At 34.7% G+C, this 14,871-nt stretch carries 15 protein-coding genes and 1 pseudogene; 14 read left to right on the forward strand and 2 right to left on the reverse strand.

Translation table 11 applies throughout. The features are described from left to right. The first annotated feature begins 1 nt into the window (after position 1). From VRU49_RS07910 to VRU49_RS07945, 8 genes are all read left to right on the forward strand, one after another. A complete protein-coding gene (locus tag VRU49_RS07910) occupies positions 2-799 on the forward strand; it encodes a DUF488 domain-containing protein (RefSeq protein WP_330146241.1) in 798 nt (265 codons plus the stop codon). Then, positions 792-1,259, forward strand: a complete 468-nt coding sequence (locus tag VRU49_RS07915; RefSeq protein ID WP_330146242.1) for a DUF488 domain-containing protein — start codon at positions 792-794, stop codon at positions 1,257-1,259. Before VRU49_RS07910 ends, VRU49_RS07915 begins: the two co-directional genes overlap by 8 nt. Continuing rightward, on the forward strand, positions 1,256-1,894 hold the full coding sequence (locus VRU49_RS07920; protein ID WP_330146243.1) for a dual OB domain-containing protein: 639 nt from the start codon (positions 1,256-1,258) through the stop codon (positions 1,892-1,894). Before VRU49_RS07915 ends, VRU49_RS07920 begins: the two co-directional genes overlap by 4 nt. Before the next feature lie 182 nt (positions 1,895-2,076). Beyond that, positions 2,077-3,084: a hypothetical protein gene (locus tag VRU49_RS07925; protein WP_330146244.1), complete on the forward strand. Its 1,008-nt coding sequence runs from the start codon at positions 2,077-2,079 to the stop codon at positions 3,082-3,084. A gap of 145 nt (positions 3,085-3,229) precedes the next feature. Continuing rightward, the gene (locus VRU49_RS07930) at positions 3,230-3,724 is read left to right on the forward strand and encodes a DUF4760 domain-containing protein (RefSeq protein ID WP_330146245.1); all 495 of its coding nucleotides are present in this window, start codon (positions 3,230-3,232) and stop codon (positions 3,722-3,724) included. Positions 3,725-3,934: 210 nt separating this feature from the next. Next, complete coding sequence (locus VRU49_RS07935) at positions 3,935-4,834, forward strand: urea transporter (protein WP_330146246.1); 900 nt, start codon at positions 3,935-3,937, stop codon at positions 4,832-4,834. 316 nt (positions 4,835-5,150) lie between these two features. Continuing rightward, positions 5,151-5,813 carry a hypothetical protein gene (locus VRU49_RS07940; protein WP_330146247.1) on the forward strand — a complete coding sequence of 221 codons (663 nt, stop codon included), beginning with the start codon at positions 5,151-5,153 and terminating at the stop codon, positions 5,811-5,813. Positions 5,814-7,404: 1,591 nt separating this feature from the next. Next, positions 7,405-7,683, forward strand: a complete 279-nt coding sequence (locus VRU49_RS07945; protein ID WP_330146248.1) for a hypothetical protein — start codon at positions 7,405-7,407, stop codon at positions 7,681-7,683. A gap of 38 nt (positions 7,684-7,721) precedes the next feature. On the opposite strand, the gene VRU49_RS07950 is transcribed toward VRU49_RS07945, so the two are convergent. Further along, entirely contained in the window at positions 7,722-8,594 is an 873-nt protein-coding gene (locus VRU49_RS07950; protein WP_330146249.1) for a pirin family protein, read from the reverse strand. A 176-nt stretch (positions 8,595-8,770) separates the two neighbouring features. On the opposite strand from VRU49_RS07950, the gene VRU49_RS07955 reads away from it, so the two are divergent. From VRU49_RS07955 to VRU49_RS11495, 3 genes and pseudogenes are all read left to right on the forward strand, one after another. After that, positions 8,771-9,277, forward strand: a complete 507-nt coding sequence (locus VRU49_RS07955; RefSeq protein ID WP_330146250.1) for a tetratricopeptide repeat protein — start codon at positions 8,771-8,773, stop codon at positions 9,275-9,277. Between the two features lie 465 nt (positions 9,278-9,742). Further along, a pseudogene (locus VRU49_RS07960) lies at positions 9,743-10,240 on the forward strand (RteC domain-containing protein). Then, positions 10,200-10,472 (forward strand): RteC domain-containing protein, encoded by a 273-nt coding sequence (locus VRU49_RS11495; protein WP_488803432.1) that lies wholly within the window; start codon positions 10,200-10,202, stop codon positions 10,470-10,472. The pseudogene VRU49_RS07960 and the gene VRU49_RS11495 overlap by 41 nt, the downstream one beginning before the upstream one ends. Positions 10,473-10,644: 172 nt before the next feature. On the opposite strand, the gene VRU49_RS07965 is transcribed toward VRU49_RS11495, so the two are convergent. Then, complete coding sequence (locus VRU49_RS07965) at positions 10,645-11,109, reverse strand: RteC domain-containing protein (protein ID WP_330146922.1); 465 nt, start codon at positions 11,107-11,109, stop codon at positions 10,645-10,647. Between the two features lie 363 nt (positions 11,110-11,472). On the opposite strand from VRU49_RS07965, the gene VRU49_RS07970 reads away from it, so the two are divergent. From VRU49_RS07970 to VRU49_RS07980, 3 genes are read left to right on the forward strand one after another with little or no spacing between them, the layout of a single operon-like run. After that, positions 11,473-12,441 (forward strand): hypothetical protein, encoded by a 969-nt coding sequence (locus VRU49_RS07970; protein WP_330146251.1) that lies wholly within the window; start codon positions 11,473-11,475, stop codon positions 12,439-12,441. A 15-nt stretch (positions 12,442-12,456) separates the two neighbouring features. Beyond that, positions 12,457-13,638, forward strand: a complete 1,182-nt coding sequence (locus VRU49_RS07975) for a hypothetical protein (RefSeq protein WP_330146252.1) — start codon at positions 12,457-12,459, stop codon at positions 13,636-13,638. Then, on the forward strand, positions 13,639-14,862 hold the full coding sequence (locus VRU49_RS07980) for a tetratricopeptide repeat protein (protein WP_330146253.1): 1,224 nt from the start codon (positions 13,639-13,641) through the stop codon (positions 14,860-14,862). The last annotated feature ends 9 nt before the right edge of the window (positions 14,863-14,871 follow it).

The raw sequence follows: 14,871 nt of genomic DNA on the forward strand, positions 1-14,871 counted from the left end.
AATGGAAAAACGAAAATTATATACATTGGGTTATACATTGTTTCAAAATGGGTCAATTATTGACATTGAAAGCATGCTAACTACTTTGAAACATTTCAATGTATCACATCTAATTGATGTTCGGTCTATGCCCTATTCAAAACAGTTTCCACAATGCAATGCGGACAACCTAAAAGTGGCAGCTAAACATTTTTCTATTACCTACGGTCATGTGCCTGAACTTGGTGCAAAGGCAAGTCCGATGCAAGATGTATTCTCGAAAGCTTCTGATATATTTTTTGAAGACATTTTTCCTATTTCAAAGAGCAATAGACCAGAAAATACTGAACTCTATGCCTATGAGCAGATTGTAGATTTTCAGAAGTTTAGAAAAGATGAATATTTCTCAGAAGGAATAAAAAGAATTGAAAGAGCATATGACAATGATTACACACTTGCACTTATGTGTAGTGAGAAAAGACCGGTTGATTGTCACAGATTTTTTTTCGTAAGTAAAAAAATTGAAGAAAAGTTTGGGGATTGGATTGAAGTGCATCATATAACAAAAAACAAACTTGGTGAAATTGTTACTGTCTCTAGTGCAGAAATAAATAAGGAGTTATCTGAGGTCGTATTTAATAAAACTGAAATAAAAAAATTGGATGTTCTAAATTCCAGTTTTTTTGAACCTGCTAAAATCAATAATTATTTTGGTAGCACAGTGCAGGATAAAGTAATTGACTTTTGCGATAGATATTGGAATTTATTGCATGGTTGGAAAATGGAAACTAAAAATCAAAACAACATAGAATATGATTAATTTATTTAGCATCGGCTTTACTCAAAAATCCGCAGAGGATTTTTTTGGATTACTAAAAGACAATAATATAGATTGTCTGATTGATGTTAGGCTAAATCCTAACGGACAATTATCAAGATTTGCGTTTGAGAAGGACTTGCCCTACTTCTTGGACAAATTGGCAAATGGTTGCAAGTATGTTCACAGGGTAGACTTAGCACCTCAAGAAAAATTATTAAAAGAGGTTAGAACTAAAGGGTCTGCAATGAGCAAAGATTATACGTTGTTTGAAATGGAATTCAACAAGTATTTAGAGAAGGAATCTAAAATTGAAAACTTTGTCGAGCAATTTAAGGATTACAAAAACGTAGCACTTCTTTGCTCTGAACATACTACAGAAAAATGCCATCGTAGGTTAATTTCTGATATGTTATTAAAAAAATTTAGCAACGACATTAAATTTGGAAAGCATTTAAAATGAGAAAGCGAGTTTTATTACTAGCCGTAAGTTGCAAAACTGGTGGATTATGTCCTGGAGGTCTGGACTTGGACGACCCTACTAAATGGATAAGAATTGTTCGTGACGATGGACATGCTGGAGCTGTACAAGGTCATGAAATTGACTTTGCAAGCCCATTAGACATAATTGAATTTGACGGAAGACATATGCCTCAAGGCAAACAACAAGAAAACTGGGTAATTGACAATAACTCTTGTAGGAAAGTAGGCAATAGAAACCAAGATGTTTTAGAATGGGCTTATCAACAATACTCCTATAAAGGCTTTTGGGGTAATTACAAAACATTTTTAAATGAACAGGAATTTAATTCTGTAACTGCACCAACAGAATCATTTATGATAGTGACAAATGTCAGAATATATAAAAATGAGTGGGATAGAGCGAAAATTGATTTTAATTGGGATGGTGCTAGATTTAGAATTACAGGTGTCTCTATGACCGACCAAGATTTTTACGGAAGAATAAGAAATGGTGATGTAACTTATGACAATGCTTATATTCTAACTTCCATACCTAAAGCGATTGATGATTGGGTTCATCCTGAGACTGGTGAAAAAAGAGCATACAAGTTTGTTAGTAAGATTTATGGAATATAGCATGGCAAAACCACAGCACACAACATGCGTTTGGCGTCATGCGGGGTGAAGTGCTTCAATTTAAGTTCAGTTTTTCAAATCAACTTTAGTACTGGATTGACAGTTTGGTGCTCCGAAATCCCGCACGAACGCCAAGCGCAAAAACGTTAGCTGCAAGGTAAAACAACGACACAGCAAGAAAAATGAATAATATTGACACGACAATAGAAAAACTTAAAGCAAGTCCTTTATTTTATCTTTTCCTTTCTTCAAGAGAGTTATTCCACTCTAATTTTTGGTTTTGGTTATCAACTTTGAATAAAATTGAAACAGCAAAACTTTTTAGCGACAAAACATTAAACAACGACATTACTTTCAAAAGAGAATACAATCAAAGCAATGGAGAATTCAAAGCTAGTGTTGACCTGTATGTGGTAGACAAAATTGCAATAGAAAACAAAGTCAAAGACTTTCCAACATCAGCACAGCTTGAACGAATTAAACACTCATTTGGAAAAACTGATATTGAGTTTGTGCTTACAACTTTATTTTGGACAAATGATTTGTTTTTTGAAGGTTGGACAGTCAAAACATATAGAACTATTTCTGATTCTATAGAACCAAACAAATTCACGAATGACACTTACTACCAAAGCTTAATATCGGATTACAAACAGTTTGCATTTAATTTATCCGAATTATCCAAACAGTTGGAAATAAAGCAGGAATACGATTTTGCCATTTCATTAAACAAAGTTCTATACGGTAAACTAAACGAAATAAAACTTTGGGAAGGTTATCAGAAATTAAGAGCAAGCCACTTGTTAATCCATTTTAGCAAATCAAACAGTCATAACATAACGACAGCATACAGCATCAACAATCAAAAAGCAACAATCGACTTTGTTCTTGACTTACAAGACGGCTATAAATTAGGTGTTCAGATTGAGGATATACAATACAGAAAATTTGTAATTGGAAGAAAAGCGGGAAAATTCGCAGAAAATTTAATTGACAGCAACTTGTTTCTCAACAATACATTTTCAGGAAGAGGGAAAAAGCCTTACCTAAACTATGGTGACACTTTTAAATACCAATATGAAAAAATTGAAAGATTAACTTTTAATGACTTGTTTGAAAAAATAAACAATGACTTTCAAAACATTAATAACGAAATTGACAATATTAAAGAACAAATACCCAGCAGCTAACACGGGTTTTGCGTCAGGTGGGGTGACGTGCAAACTTGGAGCTTTGTGCTTCTATTCAAGTTCAGTGCTGGTTGACAGTGTAGTGCTCCGAAACCCGCCCGTCGCAAAGCCCCGAACCGTTAGCAGCAATTATAAAAACCTGAACATGAGCGCTTACAATGATATAATTGGAATACTTGCACAAATAACAACCATTCTAGGTTTAGCCGTTATAATTTTTCAAATTAGGCAAACGACAAAATGGAATCGAAGAGCATCAAATTATAATTTCATCAATACTGAAATTACTGCAAAACTCGAAAGTGAGGCTAGAAAAAAAATTGAAGACTTAAAAATATCATTTAGATATGGAAGCGATTGGCAATTAACAAATGAAGAATGTAAAAAAATTATCAATAATCACGATGCAGCTTTTTCAATAAATCAACTTTTAAACGACTTTCAAAATTTATCAGCAGCATATCAAGAAAATTTGCTTGATCGAAAGATGTTTAAAAAGATTCATTCAGGCAGACAAATTTTTTGGTATAGAATACTCTCAAATTATATTGAAGAAGCTAAGTACTATTATGCCGATAAAAATATTTGGAAAGATTTTGTGGAAACATCTAAACAACTGATAAAAGAAAACGAGCAATAACAGATGCTAACATCGGTTTTGCGTTATGGGGGCTGAAGTGCTTCTATGAAACATTTGTACAAGGTTCAACATTTGGTTTTCAAATGAACATTTGTGCTAAAAATCCCCCACAACGCAAAGCCGAGAAACGTTCAAGGTAATTTTTGCAGACCATACTCTATCACAATAGGATAATTATAAAATTAAAAAACAAAAGATAGAATCACTACAATGAGATGGAAAATTGACACTATAAATGGATTAGCTGGTAAGACCGTTTCAGTTACATCAATATTGTTAAAAGGATATGGACAAATAATGCTTCAAGAAAATAGTATTACTGGCTTACTTTTTCTTTTTGGCATTTTTTACGGCTCATTTCTAATGGGTTGTGCTTCACTTTTAGCAACTATATGCGGAACAACCACAGCATTTTTATTAAAATATCCCAAAACAGAAATTGACAAAGGACTTTACGGATTTAGTGCGGCTTTGGTTGGCGTTGCTGTAGTATTGTTCTTAAAGCCAGTGTTTTTGAGTTGGGTATTTATCATTTTAGGTTCAACATTGGCAACAATAATACAGCACTTTTTTATTAAACGGAAAATACCTGTATTTACGTTACCGTTTGTTTTGATAACTTGGCTAATATTATTCATTAATAACAATTATAATATATATTTATTAGCAGAACCAATTCCATCTATTAACCAAACAACCGGTTACTTAGCTAATGCTTTTAAAAGCTACGGACAAGTAATTTTTCAAGACAGTTTAGTATCAGGAATATTATTTTTTACCGCAGTATTTATTAGTTCACGCATTTCAGCATTATATGGACTTTTAGGAGCAATTCTGTCTACTATTATCGCATTCAAATTTTCTGCACCAATCAATGATATTAACCTTGGACTATATGGCTATAACGCTGTACTGTGTGCAATAGTATTTGCAGACATTCAGGTCAAGGACGGCATTTGGGTTTTAATTTCTGTATTGTTATCACTTGGCATTAGTCTATTGATGACGAAATTTGATATTACCCAACTTACATTTCCGTTTGTTTTGGCATCTTGCATTACACTTTTGTTAAAAACTAAACTTAACTTTGAATACAAATCGTTAAATTAATATGACAAAAAAATTAGGATTTAAGTAGCCGTATTTATAGTTGGAAATCAGCAGGCTAGACAAACAAAATTCAAATAATAGAACTCAAAAAATAGTATCCCGAAGTTAAAACTACCACTAACATTGTATTGGCAAAAGACGGAGTTTCGGTAAAGTTGAATATTTAGTGATATTTATCCGCAAAACCCTTTTTTATTTTACTAATTTGGCAAAAGAAAAAAGTTTTTGCTTAGTTCAGTTTTTATAGAACTTTTCGTTAGTTAAATCCCGTCCTTCGGTAATACTTTTTCCGTTGGTGGCAATACTTGGAAAAACCATGCAAAGAGAGGAAATCATAATAGGGGATTGCTCCATCTGTCGACCTTTAGAAGGCGAAATAGATAATTATAAAACAGAAATTATTGCGAGACGCTCTCTCTGGAAAGATAATTTGGAAACCAATTACGCTTTAGAACAAAGTCCATATGTTGGACATACATACTATGTGTTTTTAAAACAACCAGGAAGATTTAGCTTGCATTCGAAATTTTGGCTATTCTATCAATGCCCTAAAGTATTTTACGATGGATATGAAAAAGAAGAGGAATTTGAAAAGACAAAGTTTTGCTACGGCCAAATTACAAAGGTTAATTCCTACGACAAAACAGGAGCTACTATTAGTTTTACGGTATTAAAAACCAAGTCTTTAAAAGACATTTTAGAGACAGATCAGGCGATAGATATGCCTTTATTTTTAGAAAACATCTTTATTCAATCTTTAATCAATAAGGATTACAACCTTAGAATAATTGGAAAATATTTTCAATTAAGTACTTCTTTTGCACAGGGTGACATTGGACAATTTTGCATTTGTACTAAACACGAAGATGCGTATACCATTTGCTTATACGGCGAATGGTTTTTAAATGAAGATTGGAATTTTGGAGTAAAATATATATTACCAGAAAGTATGAGAAAGGTGTTAATGATAAATCCATAGTACTGCCACCAACATTGTATTGGCATAAGGGGGGCTTTGGTAGGTGCTTTGAGCTTTGGGTAATTCTATTGAACTTTATATCGGCGGCTTAAATCACGGAAATCAATAACAGGTTGCTGCCGCCAGGCTGTGGAAATTCTATTTCCCCACCTCCGCTAATGCTTCAACGTTACCTACAAGCATAGAAAACCGAAACACAAGATAAAATATAATGAACTGGATAAAATTTAAGAAAAGAATTTATAAAATATTTTTTTAGGAAGCTTACTTTCTATAATTTTAACTTTAACAGTTTTAGGACTTTGCCAACAACATATATATGAGACAGGCGAAGTACGGGACTTTTTTCTTTACGAACAAGGATTATTGGCAACCATTAGGACTTTTAATAGTATTTTTTTATTGACACAGTTTTTTGCCAGTTTTTTTGATAGCTTTAGAATAATAATCAGGAAATTTCAAAAGAAAAAATTAGAAAAAAGGAATTAATGTGCTTTGGTGTTGCTTTTCTAGCAGCTCTAATTTGGACTTTCATTGTTTTTAGACTAAATGGTAATTGACATTGCGACATATTGATTGGTCCATCAGACTACGTAATGACATCGCACTAATTGTGGCGAGTGGTATAAACTTTTGGAAATTAAAAATAATTGAACAGAAAAGTAAATAATGGAAACAGTATTTTGGATATGTGTAAAAATTATGCAAGTAATGAGTAATGTTCTTGGCATTACCTATCAGCAATTAAATGTGCTGTTATTTGTAATATTACATCCGACAATCACTTTGATCTTGTTCTTGAAATATAGGAAATATAAACAACTATGGAAAGAACAACAAAAAATAACTAATGACAATAAGGCCAGCAGGTAACAAACAAATTGGCAATAGAGCCGGAGAAGTACTTCTATTGAGCTTTTGTGCAAGGTTGAAGATTGGTAATTCTATTCAACATTTGTGCTAAAAGTCGACTCTGTTGAATCTTTTCCTGTTTCGACATTCAGAGAGCTTGTAGAACATACTGCCAAACTTGCTTTTAAGATTAAAGACCACTTAATTTTTTACCGTGGTCAAGCAACAGTCTATAAAAACAAGGCAGGAAAATCAACATTTTATCCAAGTATATATCGTGGAGGTGTGTGCTTCGCCGAAATTGGTCCGATTAAAATTAGAAAAAGACACTATTTTTAATTAATAATTGTGAAAACAACACAATTTACGGAAGCACGGATTGTTTTAATATTGAGACAGCACGAAAAAGGCGTTAAGGCAAGTGATATTGCCAGGTCAAATGGCATTTCAGAGAAGCATATAAAGCGCAGCATGGTGCTGGCTTTTTACTATGCTCTCGAAAAACTCTATAACAGGGTCATCCTGTCACATTTTTATGTTTTTTGTTAGCCTAAAGTCAGGTGGACTTTTCATATAATTTTTCAAGTATATTTTTTAATACAAATTTTACAATTTCCTAAAATTACTTCATGTTTTTAGTGATTAGCTTTGTGTATATTTACTAAATTAGAACGTTGAGTTATGCTTATTAAAACAAAAAGTATTATTCATCGTTTTTGAGTTATTAAGTTGTTAAATAATGATTGGAAATAATAATACCAAAAGAAATTTATTGATTGCCGCGGCAGGAGTTTCTGTGGCTACAGGTTTATTTTTAATTTCAAAAAGTCCTAAAGCTAAACGTTTTTTAAAGAATTGTTTAAGAGGTAGCTTAGGTCTAAATAGTGTTGATGCTTGTAATAAAGAGGAGGATAATTGGGAAAATGCTCATTTTATAAATAGTAATCAATATAAAAAGAATAAATACGAACCAGCGCCTAGCAGTAATGTTTGGGCTGATGAATGGCATAGTGAATAAAAAAGTCCCTTATTTTTAAGGGACTTTTAAGTTTATTTTTAGTGGGCTAATACCCCAAATTTTCCTGAATTATATTCGTCTATAGCTTCTTGGATTTCTTCGTAAGTATTCATTACAAACGGTCCATAACTTACTATTGGCTCTTCTATAGGTTCGCCACTCATTAATAGGACCAAACTGTCTTTATTGGCTTTTATGGTTATTTCATCACCTTGATTGGCAAATAAAACAAAGTTATGTTGTTTTGCTAACTCACCATTTACCTCAATTTCTCCTTCTAAAATCAATAAACTTGTATTGTGTTCTGCAGTTATAGAGGTGGTAAATTGTCCACCATTATTTAAGTGAAGATTCCATAAATTAATAGGGGTATATGTATTTGCTGGTCCGTTAGCTCCATTTAGGCTTCCAGCAATAATTTTTACTACACCACCATTATTTTCTAACTGTACTTGCCCCATAGAAGCAGCGGTAATTTCTTGGTAATGTGGATCTACAGATTTATCTTTTTTAGGAAGATTTACCCATAATTGTACCATTTCGAATAATCCGCCTGTTTTAGCGAAATTTTCTTCATGGTATTCTTTATGTAAGATTCCTCTTCCGGCAGTCATCCATTGTACATCACCAGGGTTAATAATTCCGCTGCTACCACTACTATCGTGATGGGCAACCGAACCTTTATAAGCAATGGTTACAGTTTCGAATCCTTTGTGCGGATGTACGCCAACACCTTTAGGTTGTTTTGAAGGACCAAAATCATAAGCCGGATTATAATCTAACATTAAAAATGGGCTAATTCTTTCTTGAGAAATGCCTGCGCCAGGAATATAATTGAATACTCTAAATCCATCTCCAACCATGTGAGGTTGACCCGGATTGGTAACAATTTTTTCTATGAATTTTTTCATGTTTTTTCCTTTATTGTTTATACAAATTTACAGTTAATAAAGTTTTTTTTTATTGATGTAGGATAAGAAGCATAAGGAAGAAAAATATCCATATAAATTAAATTACATGACTTTATAACAACCAAAATTTATTTTCTGGATTTTATCTTTGCCTAGTTTTAGTTTAAATAGATAGTATGCCATCCTTAAATAAACCAAATAAATGGAATTGGTCTTTCTTTAGAATCATTTTTTTAGCCGCATTTTTAGTTTTTGTAGGCTATCATATATTTAAGGATGGCAATAATTTTGAAGATTTTGAAAAGGGAAGGGGTTTGTTTGAAAAAGCTAATTCTTCTATTCTTAAGAACGATTTATCGACCGCAACTGCCTTGCTTAACGAATCGTTGGAGTTGGGTTTTGAACCCGCAAATCTGAGTTTAGGTTCTGTTTATTTACAACAGCACGATTATAAAAAGGCTAAACACTTCTTAGTTTCAGCATTAAAGGTTGAAAATGCTGAACGTTTTATTCCAAATTATTATGGTAAAGCAAATTTTGATTTAGGAATGGTTTATTATTTGGAGCGCAATGGTAATATCGCTTATAAATATTTTAAAAAGGCTCAAGATTTAGGTTTTGTAGCAGCTAATGAGTACGTGAAGTTGTTAGAAAATAGAGAAAACAGACTTCCTAAAGGTTAGTTTTTTTATCAAATTTTCCAGTTTTTTTTAAAAAAAAAGATTAGAAAAGCTGAAATCAGCTAATAAAGAGTAGTTTACAAGAACCGAAAGTGCTATCGGTAACGATTTAGTAATGGTGCTTATTGCATTTGCTTTCACTTGATTACCTTGTAAATCATTAATGCAAATGTAATAAATTAAAGGGTAAAGCACACTACTGTTTTACCCTTTTTTTCGTCCGGTATGCATAAAAAAAATTCCCCCATTGGGGGTAATCTGTGGGATTGGTTTCAATATTATTTCCAAATTTTGGCGTATCAATATTAGTTGTATCTCCGAAACAAATAGTGCTAACTTCTAAAAGACTATGCTATGGAAATCGTGTTGAACAAAATATTATCGCAAATTCGGCATCAGGAAGACAAACTTTCTTCCCAAATGATGCGAACAGGAGATGAGGCATACCTGACCTTGTACTTAAATGAAATGTTGGGAACTATCAAAGCCAAAGTACTACAAGATGGCTTTATAGATAAACGACAGGAGATTGATTTCTTTAAGAATATCAAACCTCAAATTTTAGGGAAACTCATCTACTACAACAAAGTTTTCCGTATTGAAACAACCTGTCCTGTGAGCAACGGAGAAATTCATCAGAGCTACTTTGAAAACCTCTTGAAAACGCTCAAATGAGAATATAAAGAGAGTATCTGCAATGAGGACTTTTACAGGTATTATCGTGCGGACAGGACAGACCGTGACGATATATATTTCAGGCTGGGGCAAATCAATTACCACGATGGGTTAAAGAGTGGCGTATTTGAAATCGACCTTAGTTTTTCAACGTATTACGATAACAAAATAGCTTATATTATAGCCAATGAATTACTCTATACTTATATGATTACAAAAATAAGCCCCGAAAAAAAATCCCGATATGATTATGATAAACGGAGATACAAACAGGGATATTTATTGGACTAATTCACAAAATGTACTCATTGAACTGATTTACGACCTCTATGCTTCAAATTCCATCGCCTACGGAAAAATAGGCATCCGAAAATTAGCCTTGATTTTTCAGGTGCTGTTCCAAACACCATTGAATGATATTCATCACTCTTTCCACAGAATGAAGAAAAGAGCAGGCTCTCGAACTGCATTTTTAGACCAACTCAAAATTTCGCTCGAAGAATATATGGATAAAGACCTTTAAATTAATCCTGGTCTTTTGTTCAAGGCAGTGCATCAAAAGTGGACTGCTTTTTTGTTTGCACCCTTTGCCAATGTATGCCAATTGGCAAAGGGTAGCAAAACTCCATTACAAAATATCCCCAACACGCTAAAACCCATATTAAACAAGGGTTTCCATAAATTGCAAAAAAAAATCAAAAAACTACCAAACCAATAGGCGAGGGTTGGCAGACAAATACTACCACCTTGGGGAATTTTGCATTGTAAACATTAAGGAGCAATGCGATGAAAATAATTACAATCGAAGAAGAAGCGTGGAAATAGCTAAACAGCCGTATCATTGGTATTAAATCGTTCGCCAGTATCTTACCAGATTTATAATCGCCAATGGTAGAAAAAGAATGGTCTGTTTCAAAATAAAAGGTATCCAAATTCAATATGATATCATTCTTTCCCCTAACAAACAGTTGGTCATCAATAAAGGTATTATTGGTACGGTAATATTTGTAAAATTCAAGGTTATTGTCAAACAACTTTTTGAGCTTCTTCAATTCGTTGTTAATATACTTCTTTGCCGACTTTGATTCATTTGGATTTTTGCTTTCTAATTTATAGACAGCATTATAATATATCAGCTTTGCAATAAATTGTGGCTTGATATGCTAAAAAAAATATATTTCCTCCTGTGTGTTTTTAAAACCTGTTTTGAGCACATATTCTTTTAGCTTGGTCATCTTCAGCAAAATAACTTCAATTACCTGCTCTTAGGATGTTAATTGATTTTCCTGTTCAAAGAGCAGTTCATTCATCTGATTTTCTAATTCATTAAAGGCTTTCTTGTAATATCCTGTCATTATACTATTGAAATTTGTTAATACGCTTCTTGTGCAAGCTATCCGCTTTGCCGTTTTTGTGCCCCAAAAGTAAAGATTGCACCCACGACAAAAAATGGTGCATCTGCCCTATTTTACGGCATAGCCCTTATGGGTAATATTGCTGTATCAACAATAAAGGATAATGTTATGAAAGCAAGACTAATCATTACAATGGCACTTTTGATGGGAATATTTACCGTGAGTGCCCAGAGTTTGGGAGATTTTAAGCCGGGGAAAGCCGGTCCTAAAAGTTTGGAAAGACCAAAATTCGACAACAAAAATTTATATATCGCCGATTTTGCGGTGCACTATCAAGTGTATAGCGAGAAATCTGCTTCTAAAGAGGGAGGCTCGGGAATATATGGGAAAGTGATGGGTGCAGCAAAAGCCTCGCTTGCAGTAGGTTTGGATATTTCGCAGGAAACACTTCAAAACATTACGAATGATGCGTATGCTAAATTTATAGCAGATTTAAAGGCGAATGGATTTAATATAATGCAGGGAGATGAGGCAAAAAACACCGATTTTTATAAAGGATATAAATACAGTACAAACCTGACTATGTCCCCATCAAACACAATGGAAGGTGCTGTTACTGTCCATCCGCAAAACGTCGGATTTTTTTACAACGAAAAAGGTTCAAGTACGAATACCACAAAACTTTCTAAAGAGCTTAACGATGCGGCTGTTGCCCGCATTGATTTGTATGTGGAATTTGTTAAAACAAGAGGCTCTAACAAAAGTGGTATCGGGGCAAATGTAGTAGCCAAAACAAATTTGGTCTTGTCGGACAACAATACGATTGCACATTTTATAGTGGGGCGAAACAAAATCGGCGGTTCGCCTTTGGGCGAATATCAAGGAGTTCTGAACAAAGATTTGGACATTGATGGCGTTATCAAAGAAGAAAAAATAACCAATTATGTAGCTTCCGATTACGACAATTGGGGGACAAGCACCGCATTTGGAAGAGTATATTCTGCAAAAAACAAAGCCACATCCAAAGCAGCAATTGTTCCTGCCGATGCCGATAAATACGAAAAAGGAGTAGAATTAGCCATTGACACTTTTTTGAAGCATCACGTCAGTGAGTTTAAAAGCAAGTTTTTCAAATAAACCCCAATTTCAGAAATGATGAAAATAACCAACATAACAAAATGGATAGTTCCGGCATTATTTGTTGGGCTATCGCTTACCTCGTGTAGCAAAGATGATGAAAAAGATTTAGACGGCAATCCTGACACAGAGGCTATTGTTACCATAGTTCACGAGCAAGATTGGGATATGGACACATCGCTACCAATCAATCAACGTGTAGGAAGCCATCGAAAAACCGTAGGTGCTGTTATGGAAGTTGGTGGCAAAACCTATCATCATCAAATTTACAATACGGGCTATCAGGTTAAAGGTTCAATTTGCGAGTTTAACGGAAGTGATTGGGTAAATTGCGTTAATTCAGGTTACAACATTAATTTAGCATATACCGATAATCTTATTGTAAATGTAGGTGTTTGGAACACGTTTGAAATTACCACGCAAGTATTTGACAGCGACTTGCAACAATGGAAAATATACGAACAGCCAATTAACAACAATTCTGTTTCAGGTGTAAAAATTGTAAGTTCAAACAACACATTGCTTTTGGCTACATACAGGAACAGGTATGAACCTATTGATTTATATCTTTGGAACAATACAACAAAAAAATGGGATTTATTGATTGATGATTTAGAGAACTCTGAAAACTGGACAACCTTCCATATCCTTCCCGGAATAAATAACGAATTCTTATTTAGAATTTATGAAAAAGACAATAACTATTCCTATAAATTCTATACCTTAAACGATACTGTTTTCAGTCATCTATACACCACAAAAAACTATGAATTGATAAATGGATTATCTGTTTGCAATGTACTACCTTACAAAGGACAGTATATACTTATTGATGGTAATGTAGAAATCATAACAGGCAAAAATTCAACCAAACCACTTGTAAAAGGATTAAGTGGCGGAAATATATATTCACAGATTTCTGATGATAAATTATTCTTACTTTCTGGCACACGACCATTAAATACCTACAACATTACAGAAGTGAGTGTTTACGATTTCAACACAAACAAATTGCATCTCATTGGGAAAAGCGAACCTGTGGCGAAAACTATCGGAGGACAGCAATTGCCGGGCGGTTGGTTCACGCCTACCGAAAACGGCATTCATCTTATTACAAATTTAAACAGTGGCGTATCCGGGGTATCAGGCTCCATAGTGGGCGAGGTAAAGCTACTCACTTATGATTTAAAATGGTAATTGAAAATAGAAACCCATTCAAAAATGAAAAAATCAATCCTACTTATCATCACATTCTTTACCGTTTTTGCCGTTTCGGCACAAAGTACGGACAGCCTTGTGGTTTTGGCAAACAAAGGTGTGGTAACGGCACAGTTCAAACTGGCGATGCGTTATCTGGAGCAGGACGATTTCAAGCAGGCGGTACATTGGATGGAATGTTCCGCCAAAAACGGACACGCCGAAGCCCAAAACAATATGGGCGTATATTACCAAAACGGTATGGTGGACGGACAGCATAACTACGATAAGGCTTTTCAACTCTATACCGCTTCTGCCGAACAAGGCTTTGTGGTAGCCATTTATAACCTCGGCTTGTGCTATTTCAACGGCAGGGGCACTCCCGCAGACCGTAGCAAAGGCGTATCGCTACTGAAAAAATCTGCTGATATGGATTACCCACCGGCTCAATATTATACGGGCGTAGCCTATATGAACGGTTTTGGTGTAGAGAAAAATATGCAGACGGCACTGGCTTATCTTGAAAAATCTGCCGAGAACAACAATGCAATGGCAACCAACCAAATGGGCGTATTGTACGAGTTTGGCAACGGTGTTCTGCAAAACGGACAAAAAGCATTCAGCTATTACCAAAAAGCGGCGAATGATTATTACCTCGCCGCCTACAACCTTGCCCAATGCTTTTTCAATGGAACAGGCGTATTGCAAGATTACCGCCTTGCGTTACAATGGTTTGAAAAAGCCGCTACGGCAGATTATCTGCCCGCCATTTACAATATCGGCGTATTCTACGACAGAGGTTACGGCATAACACAGGATTTCGTAAAGGCAAGGGAATACTATCAGCTGGCAGCAGACAAAGGCTATGACCTTGCACAATTTAACATCGCAAGCATTTATGAAGCCGGGCAAGGTTTGAAGCAGGATTTTATCAAAGCCCGCAAGTATTTTGAAATGGCTTCGGAACAGGGCTTTGTAAGGGCCGATTACAGCATCGGGAATATGTACATCGAGGGTAGGGGCGTAACGAAAGACTATGCCAAAGCTATCAAACATTACACCAAAGCCGCCAACGGCGGACACGCCAGTGCACAGTTCAATCTGGGACTGATGTACAAAACAGGCATTGGCGTAGCTCCCGATTTGGAAAAAGCAAAATATTGGCTGAAGCTCGCTGCCGACCAGGGCGATGAAGAAGCCAAACAGGAACTGAATAAATTGTAGCAATATCAA

The sequence above is a fragment of the Pedobacter flavus genome, assembly GCF_036324285.1.
Classification (GTDB): domain Bacteria; phylum Bacteroidota; class Bacteroidia; order Sphingobacteriales; family Sphingobacteriaceae; genus Pedobacter; species Pedobacter flavus.

Excerpts from the sequence above, each read along its gene's own strand:
- VRU49_RS07910 (WP_330146241.1), top strand. The coding sequence starts at position 2 with ATGGAAAAACGAAAATTATATACATTGGGTTATACATTGTTTCAAAAT.
- VRU49_RS07915 (WP_330146242.1), top strand. The coding sequence starts at position 792 with ATGATTAATTTATTTAGCATCGGCTTTACTCAAAAATCCGCAGAGGAT.
- VRU49_RS07920 (WP_330146243.1), top strand. The coding sequence starts at position 1,256 with ATGAGAAAGCGAGTTTTATTACTAGCCGTAAGTTGCAAAACTGGTGGA.
- VRU49_RS07925 (WP_330146244.1), top strand. The coding sequence starts at position 2,077 with ATGAATAATATTGACACGACAATAGAAAAACTTAAAGCAAGTCCTTTA.
- VRU49_RS07930 (WP_330146245.1), top strand. The coding sequence starts at position 3,230 with ATGAGCGCTTACAATGATATAATTGGAATACTTGCACAAATAACAACC.
- VRU49_RS07935 (WP_330146246.1), top strand. The coding sequence starts at position 3,935 with ATGAGATGGAAAATTGACACTATAAATGGATTAGCTGGTAAGACCGTT.
- VRU49_RS07940 (WP_330146247.1), top strand. The coding sequence starts at position 5,151 with ATGCAAAGAGAGGAAATCATAATAGGGGATTGCTCCATCTGTCGACCT.
- VRU49_RS07945 (WP_330146248.1), top strand. The coding sequence starts at position 7,405 with ATGATTGGAAATAATAATACCAAAAGAAATTTATTGATTGCCGCGGCA.
- VRU49_RS07950 (WP_330146249.1), bottom strand. The coding sequence starts at position 8,594 with ATGAAAAAATTCATAGAAAAAATTGTTACCAATCCGGGTCAACCTCAC.
- VRU49_RS07955 (WP_330146250.1), top strand. The coding sequence starts at position 8,771 with ATGCCATCCTTAAATAAACCAAATAAATGGAATTGGTCTTTCTTTAGA.
- VRU49_RS11495 (WP_488803432.1), top strand. The coding sequence starts at position 10,200 with ATGATAAACGGAGATACAAACAGGGATATTTATTGGACTAATTCACAA.
- VRU49_RS07970 (WP_330146251.1), top strand. The coding sequence starts at position 11,473 with ATGAAAGCAAGACTAATCATTACAATGGCACTTTTGATGGGAATATTT.
- VRU49_RS07975 (WP_330146252.1), top strand. The coding sequence starts at position 12,457 with ATGATGAAAATAACCAACATAACAAAATGGATAGTTCCGGCATTATTT.